We start from the raw sequence: 7,992 nt of genomic DNA, 5'->3' as shown, positions 1-7,992 counted from the left end.
GTGCCGCGGATCTCCCTGATCCTGCGCAAGGCCTACGGCGGCGCCTACATCGTCATGGACTCCCAGTCGATCGGCGCCGACCTCACCTACGCCTGGCCGACCAACGAGATCGCGGTCATGGGCGCCGAGGGCGCGGCGAACGTCATCTTCCGCCGCCAGATCGCCGAGGCCGAGGACTCCGAGGCCATGCGCACCCGCATGGTCAAGGAGTACAAGGCCGAGCTGATGCACCCCTACTACGCCGCGGAGCGCGGCCTCGTCGACGACGTCATCGACCCGGCCGAGACCCGCGAGGTCCTCATCAGGTCCCTCGCCATGCTCCGCACCAAGCACGCCGACCTGCCGTCCCGCAAGCACGGCAACCCCCCGCAGTGACCAGCGTCGAGGAGCGACCTGTGGAAACCGGCAGCACACAGCCCCTGCTGCATGTGACGAAGGGGCACGCGGATCCCGTCGAACTGGCCGCCGTGACGGCGGTCCTGATGGCACGCGCGGGGGCGCGCGGCGCGCCCGTCCCCCCGCCCGGCCGCCCCGCCGGCCGGCTCCCGGCGCCACGCCCCGCCTTCCTCACCGCCCACTCCTGGCAGGGCGGCTCCTGAGGCGGCGGGCCGCACGCCGGGAGCCGGACCCGGCACAGCGGGTCCGGCTCCCGGCGGCGGTGTCACGCACCGCGTGACGCCTTCAGCAATTGGGGCGCTTGCCGTGGTTCGCGCCCTTCTTCTTCCGGGCGCGGCGCTTGTTCCCTCGTTTCGACATACCGACCATCTCCCTTTTCCGGGACATTACGGGCGCTGGCCAGTCTAGGGCCGGCTCCGACAGCTCCGCGAGGCCGCTCAGCACGCGCCCCGGTCCTCGGCCGGGCCCGGCCTGCCCGTGGCGGGGTCGACGTCGACGTACTGGGTGCGGGCCTCCTCGCCCTCGCCCGAGACCAGCCGCAGGCGGTGCGGCCCCTCCCAGGCCGCCTCCGTCAGCGCGTCGGCGGGGTCGTCGCCGTTGAAGCACGCGAGGGGCCAGCGGCGCACGCCGAGACCGCTGCCGGTGTCGAGGGACACCCACCACACCGGGTCGATCATGTCGGCGCCCTCCTCGACCACGAGCCGGCGGTCGTCCCGTTCCGGCGCGGCGCGGTCGAGGGTCGTCTCGGGCCACGGCAGCGAGAACATCACGAGCAGCAGCGACAGGGGCACGGCGACGAGCGCGCACGCGCCCGCCAGCACCCCCACCAGCACCCGCAGCGCCGTGCGCCGCAGGCCGACCAGGGCGGCCGCGGTCAGCGCGCCGGCGGTCACCCAGCCGAACAGCAGCGGGTGGTCGAAGACGCGTGCGAGCAGGAGCAGACCCCCGGGACGTGCCGCCCACAGGCCCGCGGGCAGGGCCGCAGCCCCCACCGCGGCGACCGCCAGCAGGATCCTGACCGTGCGTCCGCGGCGCTCTTCGGCGCTCGCCTCCCCCACGGACTCCGTCATGCGGACTCCCCTCCCCTGCCGCCCCGGCTCACCGGGCGGCCCCGGCTGGAGTATCGCACCGGCCGGGGGCGGCCGGGCTCACGCCGAACTGCGCCCGCGTGACGCGGTCTTCTTCGCCGAGGACTTCACGGTCCTCTTCGCGGCCGTCCTCCCGGCCGACGAGGTGGCGGTGGACTTCCTGGCGGAGGACGCCGAGGACGCGGCGGCGGTCTTCTTCGCCGTGCTCTTCCGGGCGGCCCCGGTCTCCTCCTTCGCCGAGGACCCCGCGCGCCGGGCCGGACCCGACGATCCGGCCGCCTTCCCGGACGCCGCCCTGCCCGACCCGGCCGCCTTCCCGGAAGCCCTCTTGCCCGGCGCGGACTTCTCCGGCGCGGACTTCTCCGGCGCGGACTTCTCCGGCGCGGACTTCTCCGGCGCGCCCGCCTTCGCCGCACTCCCGGCCTTCGCCGCGGACCTGCCGCCCGTCGGCGCCCTGCGTCCCGACGGGCGCTTCAGCGGGGTGACCTCGGCGCCCCCGCCGCTGTCGCCGCCGCGCGCCTCCCGGGCCGCCCGCACGCTGCCCTCCAGGGCCGCCATCAGGTCGATGACCTTGCCGCCCGTGTCGGCGGGCCCCTCGGCCCCGGCCGTCTCGCCGCCGCCCTCGACCTTCGCGGCGATCATCGCCTCGACCGCCTCGCGGTAGTCGTCGTGGAGCGAGTCCAGGTCGACCTCGCCGAGCGTGTCCATGAGGGCGTCGGCCAGGTCGAGTTCGGCGTCGCGAACGGTCACGTCGCTGCCCGGGGCCGCCGTGTCCGGTTCGCGGATCTCGTCGGGCCACAGCAGCCCGTGCAGGGTGATGACGTCGTCGACGACCCTGAGCATGCCGAGGCGTTCGCGGCCCCGCAGGGCGAACTTGGCGACGGCCACCTTCCGGCTCCGCCGGAGCGCCTCGCGCAGCAGCGTGTACGGCTTGGCCGCGGGCACCCCGTTGGACGCCAGGTAGTAGGCGGTGTCCATCTGGAGGGGGTCGATCTCGGAGGCGGGCACGAAGGCCACGATCTCGATCGTCTTCGCCGTGGGGAGCGGAAGGGCGGCGAGGTCCTCGTCCGTGATGGGGATCATCGAGCCGTCGGCGTCCTCGTACGCCTTGCCGATCTCGTCGCCCGAGACCTCCTTCTCCTCCAGCTCGCACACCTTGCGGTAGCGGATCCTGCCCCCGTCGGCGGCATGGATCTGGCGGAAGGAGAGCGAGTGGTTCTCGGTCGCGTTCATGAGCTTGACCGGAATGCTGACCAGCCCGAAGGAGATCGCACCGTTCCATATCGAGCGCACGCCGTGCCCCTTCCGTGCCTTTGGTCCCGAAATCCCTTTGGTCCCGAAATCATGGGATTCTCATCGTATGACGCCGATCACCGAGGTGGAGGGGCGACGGCTGACGCTCACCAATCTGGACAAGGTCATCCACCCCGCCACCGGGACCACCAAGGGCGAGATCGTCCACTACTACGCCGTCACGGCGGAGGTGATCCTCCCCCATCTGAGGGACCGGCCGGTCTCCTTCCTGCGCTATCCGGACGGGCCCGGCGGGCAGGTGTTCTTCACCAAGAACCCGCCCCAGGGGATGCCCGGATGGGTGCGCACGGCCCCGGTCCCGCGCTCCGAGGACCCCGGCGCCCGCCAGGTCGTCGTGGACGGCCTGGCGTCGCTGGTGTGGGCGGCCAATCTGGTGGTCGAGTTCCACACCCCGCAGTGGCGGGCCGGTGATCCGGGCGTCGCCGACCGCATGGTGTTCGACCTCGACCCCGGCCCGCCGGCCGGGATCGACGAGTGCTGCGAGGTCGCGCTCTGGCTGCGCGACCGGCTGGCGGAGGACGGCCTCGACGCGTACGCGAAGACCTCGGGTTCCAAGGGCCTCCACCTGCTCGTCCCGCTCACGCCGACGCCGTCCGCGCGGGTGTCGGCCTATGCGAAGGCGCTGGCCGTGGCCGGCGAGGCGGCGCTGCCCCGGCTGGTGCTGCACCGGATGGCGCGGGCGCTGCGGCCGGGGAAGGTCTTCGTCGACCACAGCCAGAACGCGGCGGCGAAGACCACGGCCACCCCCTACACCCTGCGGGCCCGCGCCGAGCCGACCGTCTCGGCCCCCGTGAGCTGGGACGAGATCGCGGCGGGCGGCGAGCTGGTGTTCACGATCGGCGACATCGCCCCGCGCCTCGCGCGTCTGGGGGACCTGCTCGCGCCGCTGGCCGACCCGGAGCGTCCGGGGAGCCTGCCGTGAGCGCTCCGGGCCCTCCGCTGCGGGTGGCGTCGGCGGAGCCGGTGAGCTCCCTGCCGCGCGGGGCGGACCTCGCCTACGAGCCCAAGTTCGACGGTCACCGGATGGTGGTCTTCGTGCGGGAGGCGGGGGTGCTGCTCCAGGCGCGGTCCGGGCGGATCGTGACGGGCGCGTTCCCCGACCTCGCCGGCGCGGCGCGGCGGCTGCCGGACGGGACGGTGCTCGACGGGGAGGTCGTCGTGTGGCGTCAGGGCCGCACCGACTTCGCGGCCGTGCAGCGCCGGGCGGCCGCCACCGCCTCCCGGGCGCCCGCGCTCGCCCGGGCGCTGCCCGCCTCGTACGCGGCGTTCGACCTGCTCGCGGAGGACGGCGAGGACCTGCGGCCGCTCCCGTACGGGGAGCGGCGGGCACGGCTGGAGGCGCTGGTGGGTCCGCTGGGGCCGCCGTTGCAGCCGGTGCCGATGACACGGGACGCGGACGAGGCGCTGACGTGGTTCGGGACGCTGCACACGATCGGCGTCGAGGGGCTGGTGATCAAGCGGGTGGACCAGGCGTACCGGGGCGGGAGCCGCGCCTGGCGCAAGCTGCGGCACACGACCGGGAGGGACGCGGCGGTGACCGGCTTCACCGGCCCGCCGGCGCGCCCGTCCGCGCTGGTCCTGACGCTGCCGGACGACGACACCCCGGTGGTCTCGGCCCCGCTCCCGCCGGCGCTGCGCGCCCAGGCCGGGGCGGTCCTCGCCGGCCGGATGCTCGCGGGCGGGGGCACGGCGACGGCGGTCGGTGTGGGCGAGGTCGCCTACCGGCTCGTGGCGGCGGGCACGACGGCCGAGGTGGAGCTGGGGACGACCCGGCACCCGGTCGTCACGGTGCTGCGGCTGCGGCTGCCCCAGGAGCAGGAGCCATGACCCGGGGCCGGGCCGGTCCCCCTATTAATCAAGTTTGACTACCGAGGGAGGCGGGCAGTACCTTCGGGCACCCGGCAGCCCACGTGAACAGCGAGGAGTCCGCATGACCACCCTGCCCGAGACCGGATACACCCCCACCCCCGAGGACCTGGCGGAGATCGAGCGGTGGTTCGCGGCCTACGACGCGCTCAGCGCCGCGCGGGACGTGGAGGGCATGGCCGACATGGCCGTCTTCCCGCTCAACCTGGTCAGCGACGACGCCGCCGGCACGGGCGCCTCGGCCCAGTGGGACCGGGAGCAGTTCGTCGCCACCATGACGCAGGTGATGGGCCAGGGCGGCGAGGCCCTCTCGTTCACCTCCGAGCGCACCCCCGTCTTCCTCTCCCCCGCGATGGCCGTCGTCTTCACCGACTCGGTCATGACCGCGGGCGGGGCGACCCAGCGGCTGCGCTACGCGGACGTGCTGATCCGCCGGGAGGGCGGATGGGCGTTCCAGACCATGGTCCAGAGCGGCTGGGGCGAGAACCTGCGCTGACCCGAACCGGTCGACAACCCGTGCCGCCCGGTGCCGGCCGAGAGCCCGCGCCGACCGTACCGGGCGGGAACCACCTTGATCCGGCCGTTGTGCCGCGCCCGCCCCGGGCGGGCGCACACGTCCGGAAGATCCCGACAAAGGATGATCCGCACCCGGTATTGTGCGCCGTTCAACCGCATTCCCCGCAAGCGGCGGTCACGGTGTCGGCACGGGAGGCGGCCGAGCAGGCCGGCGGGGGCGGCCCGGCGGCACGGCAAGCGGCGTGATACCGGTCGCCCTGTCCGGGTCGTGGGGCACACTCTCCCCAGACACATGGACGGCGCAAGGGTTCCTGGATGGGGGCAATGGTGTTCGCGGGGATCGACGAGGTCGACTGGGCCTCTCTCGAGCATTCCTACGGCCCGGCCGACAACGTGCCGGAGTTACTGCGGGGACTGGCGTCCGCGGACCCGTCGGAACGGGAGAGCGCGCTCGACGGGATGTACGGGACGGTGCATCACCACGGCGACGTCTACGACTCGACGCTCGCCTGCATACCGTTCCTGATGGAACTCGTGGCCGATCCGCTGGTCGAGGACCGGGCGGCGATCATCGAGCTGCTGACGAGCATCGGCGGCATCGATCTCGACGGCGACGACGAACTGGACCCCGACGACGAGGGATTCGAGGACGCGGCCAACTACGCCATGGCCGCGTCGGCGGTCACCGCGGGCTGCGAGGTGTTCCTGGACCTGGCGGGGGACCACGACCGCGAGGTGCGGCTGGTGGTCCCGCTGACGCTGGCGAGCCTGCACAGCGACCCGGTACGGGTGCTGCGCCTGCTGCGGCACCGGCTGGAGGTCGAGAAGGACGACGAGGTGCGCCTCGCCTGCGTGGAGGCGGGCGGGCGGATAGCGCTCCGGCACAAGGACCTGACGCCGGACGTCGTCGAATGGCTGACCACCGTCACCGGCCCCGCCTACTGCACGGGCCTGCGCCTGGGCGCCCTCGCGCAGCTCGCCCGCTGCGCGCCCGCCGCGCTGCCGCACGACGTCGTGCCCTGGGTGAACACGATGCTGCGCAGGCTGGACGAGGAGGCGGCGGCGATAGCCGCCGCCGATCCGCTGCCGGCCTCCTTCACCGGTCCGCCCCGGGAGATCCGGGCGGCCGCGGTGGCCGGCCTGGCGGCCCCCTGGACCGCGGATCTGCTGCGCACCCTCCACACCGGTCTCGGCGACCGGGTGGAGGACCGCATCGCCCTGCTCGCCGACCAGCTGAGCAGGACCGACCGGGACCGCCGGCTGGACGCGGTGCGGATGAGCGAGAACCTGCTGCGCACCTGGCGCGGCGCCTACGACGACCTGGTCGTCCTGCTCGGGGAGCAGGTCGGCGACTGCGAGCCCCGGCTCGCGGACGCGGCCGCCGGCGTACTGGGCGGCCTGTTCCAGCTGGCCGTGCCCGCCGCGGACGCGCTGCTGGAGCGGGTGGAGGCCGACCCGGGCTGCTGGGTGCGCTCCTGGGGCGAGGGCCCGGCCCGGCTGGGCCCCGCGGTCATGGCACTGGTCAGGGCGGGCGACCCGCGGGTGGTCCCGGTCCTCGCCGGCATCCTCGGGCAGGGCGACGCCGCCGGCGATCTGGCGTCCTCGCTCGACGGCCTGGGAACGGCGGCGGCACCGCTGGCGCCCGCCCTGTGCGACCTGCTCGCCGGGGTCCGGCTGGACGGGCGTCTGCCCGAGCGGGCCACTCCGCTCCTGCGGGGCCTGTCGGCGCTGCGGGCGGCCGACCTGCTGCCGGACGCGGTGCCCGCGGTGCTGCGGGTGCTGCGCGGCGCCCCGGACCACGGACGCGAGCTGGTCGTCGGCGAGGCCCTGCGGACGCTCACCGCCTTCGGGCCGGCGGCCGCGCCCGCCGCCCCCGAACTGCGGGCCCTGCTCTGCGCACCGCCCGCCGGGCTGCCCCCCGAGGCCGGCGCGCGGGCCGCGGGTGCGCTCTGGGCGATCGAGCGGGACGCGGACGCGGTCCTGCCGGCGCTGTGCGGCCTGCTGGGCGGGCCGGACCACGACGGGCGGCGCGCGGCGGCCACCGTGGTGGGCGGCCTCGGCGCGGCCGGTGCCCCCGCCGCCCCCCTGCTCGGCTCGCTGCTGTGGTCGGCCGAGCCGTGGACCAGGGTGGAGGCGGCGGCGGCACTGTGGCGCGTGACCGGCGATCCGGACCGGGCCTGGCCGGTGCTGCGCCGGGCGTGGGCCGAGATGCCGCACGCCCGGGTGCGGGTGGCCGGGGCGCTGGCCGACCTGTCGACGCGGGAGGCGGACGGCGCCGACCGGCTGGTGGACCGCGAACTGCTGACGCTGCGCCGCCACAACGCGGTGGGCGGCAGCACGGGCGGTCATGACATCTTTGAGGACGAGAGACTGCTGGCGCTGTGCAGGCGGGCGGTCACGGGGACGCCGTGAACCGCACGGGCCCCGGCCCACCGGCGAGTGGCGGATCACGACGGAGGACATCGGAAATGATCATCTTCGGCACCAAGGGCTATCTGTACCAGCTGGCCATCCTCACGCTGGTCTGCGGCCACTGCGGCAACCCCTCGGCCCACACCCTGCGCAAGCGCGTCACCAAGTTCACCCTGTTCTTCGTCCCGCTGTTCCCGTTCTCGACGAAGTACGCGACGCAGTGCACCTTCTGCGGCGCCGAGCAGCAGATCACCTCGGCGCAGGCGGAGCAGCTCCAGCTCCAGGCCGCGGGCGGCCAGGCCCAGGGCGGGCAGCAGTACGGACAGGGGCAGGCCGCGGGGCAGGGTGGTCAGCCGGGCGGGCAGAACCCGTACCAGCACTGAGGAAACGTCACTTCCCT

10 protein-coding genes and 1 pseudogene are annotated in these 7,992 nt (G+C 74.6%); 8 read left to right on the top strand and 3 right to left on the bottom strand.

The features are described from left to right. Both EAO77_RS12860 and EAO77_RS12855 read left to right on the top strand, forming a co-directional pair. A partial coding sequence (locus EAO77_RS12860) for a carboxyl transferase domain-containing protein (RefSeq protein WP_315986090.1) occupies positions 1 to 375 on the top strand: 375 nt, incomplete at its 5' end. A gap of 20 nt (positions 376 to 395) precedes the next feature. Further along, positions 396 to 599, top strand: coding sequence for an acyl-CoA carboxylase subunit epsilon (locus EAO77_RS12855; RefSeq protein WP_147988127.1), 204 nt, complete (start codon positions 396 to 398; stop codon positions 597 to 599). An 82-nt stretch (positions 600 to 681) separates the two neighbouring features. On the opposite strand, the gene EAO77_RS41310 is transcribed toward EAO77_RS12855, so the two are convergent. Together EAO77_RS41310 and EAO77_RS12850 are read right to left on the bottom strand one after the other, a co-directional pair. Next, positions 682 to 756 (bottom strand): 50S ribosomal protein bL37, encoded by a 75-nt coding sequence (locus EAO77_RS41310; protein ID WP_372449862.1) that lies wholly within the window; start codon positions 754 to 756, stop codon positions 682 to 684. Positions 757 to 833: 77 nt separating this feature from the next. After that, complete coding sequence (locus EAO77_RS12850) at positions 834 to 1,466, bottom strand: hypothetical protein (RefSeq protein ID WP_147988126.1); 633 nt, start codon at positions 1,464 to 1,466, stop codon at positions 834 to 836. Between EAO77_RS12850 and EAO77_RS41305 the strand changes: the two genes are divergently transcribed. Then, positions 1,465 to 2,148 carry a pentapeptide repeat-containing protein gene (locus tag EAO77_RS41305; RefSeq protein ID WP_410088539.1) on the top strand — a complete coding sequence of 228 codons (684 nt, stop codon included), beginning with the start codon at positions 1,465 to 1,467 and terminating at the stop codon, positions 2,146 to 2,148. The genes EAO77_RS12850 and EAO77_RS41305 overlap by 2 nt on opposite strands. Here EAO77_RS41305 and EAO77_RS41300 read toward each other — a convergent pair. After that, positions 2,070 to 2,717: pseudogene (locus tag EAO77_RS41300) on the bottom strand (Ku protein); the annotation flags it as partial. The gene EAO77_RS41305 and the pseudogene EAO77_RS41300 sit on opposite strands and share 79 nt — an antisense overlap. A gap of 127 nt (positions 2,718 to 2,844) precedes the next feature. On the opposite strand from EAO77_RS41300, the gene ligD reads away from it, so the two are divergent. The 5 genes from ligD to EAO77_RS12820 all read left to right on the top strand — a co-directional run bounded on the left by ligD (position 2,845) and on the right by EAO77_RS12820 (position 7,975). Beyond that, positions 2,845 to 3,720, top strand: coding sequence for a non-homologous end-joining DNA ligase (gene ligD, locus EAO77_RS12840; protein ID WP_147988124.1), 876 nt, complete (start codon positions 2,845 to 2,847; stop codon positions 3,718 to 3,720). After that, entirely contained in the window at positions 3,717 to 4,625 is a 909-nt protein-coding gene (locus EAO77_RS12835) for an ATP-dependent DNA ligase (protein ID WP_261993881.1), read from the top strand. The genes ligD and EAO77_RS12835 overlap by 4 nt, the downstream gene beginning before the upstream one ends. 103 nt (positions 4,626 to 4,728) lie before the next feature. Further along, positions 4,729 to 5,160 (top strand): nuclear transport factor 2 family protein, encoded by a 432-nt coding sequence (locus EAO77_RS12830; RefSeq protein ID WP_147988123.1) that lies wholly within the window; start codon positions 4,729 to 4,731, stop codon positions 5,158 to 5,160. A 347-nt stretch (positions 5,161 to 5,507) separates the two neighbouring features. Next, positions 5,508 to 7,592 (top strand): HEAT repeat domain-containing protein, encoded by a 2,085-nt coding sequence (locus EAO77_RS12825; RefSeq protein WP_147989104.1) that lies wholly within the window; start codon positions 5,508 to 5,510, stop codon positions 7,590 to 7,592. 56 nt (positions 7,593 to 7,648) lie between these two features. Beyond that, positions 7,649 to 7,975: a zinc-ribbon domain-containing protein gene (locus EAO77_RS12820; RefSeq protein ID WP_147988122.1), complete on the top strand. Its 327-nt coding sequence runs from the start codon at positions 7,649 to 7,651 to the stop codon at positions 7,973 to 7,975. The last annotated feature ends 17 nt before the right edge of the window (positions 7,976 to 7,992 follow it).

It is taken from the genome of Streptomyces sp. T39 (assembly GCF_008042045.1).
Taxonomy (GTDB): domain Bacteria; phylum Actinomycetota; class Actinomycetes; order Streptomycetales; family Streptomycetaceae; genus Streptomyces.
Note: the sequence above shows the minus strand (reverse complement) of the source record. Positions and strands in the feature narration are given on the sequence as shown.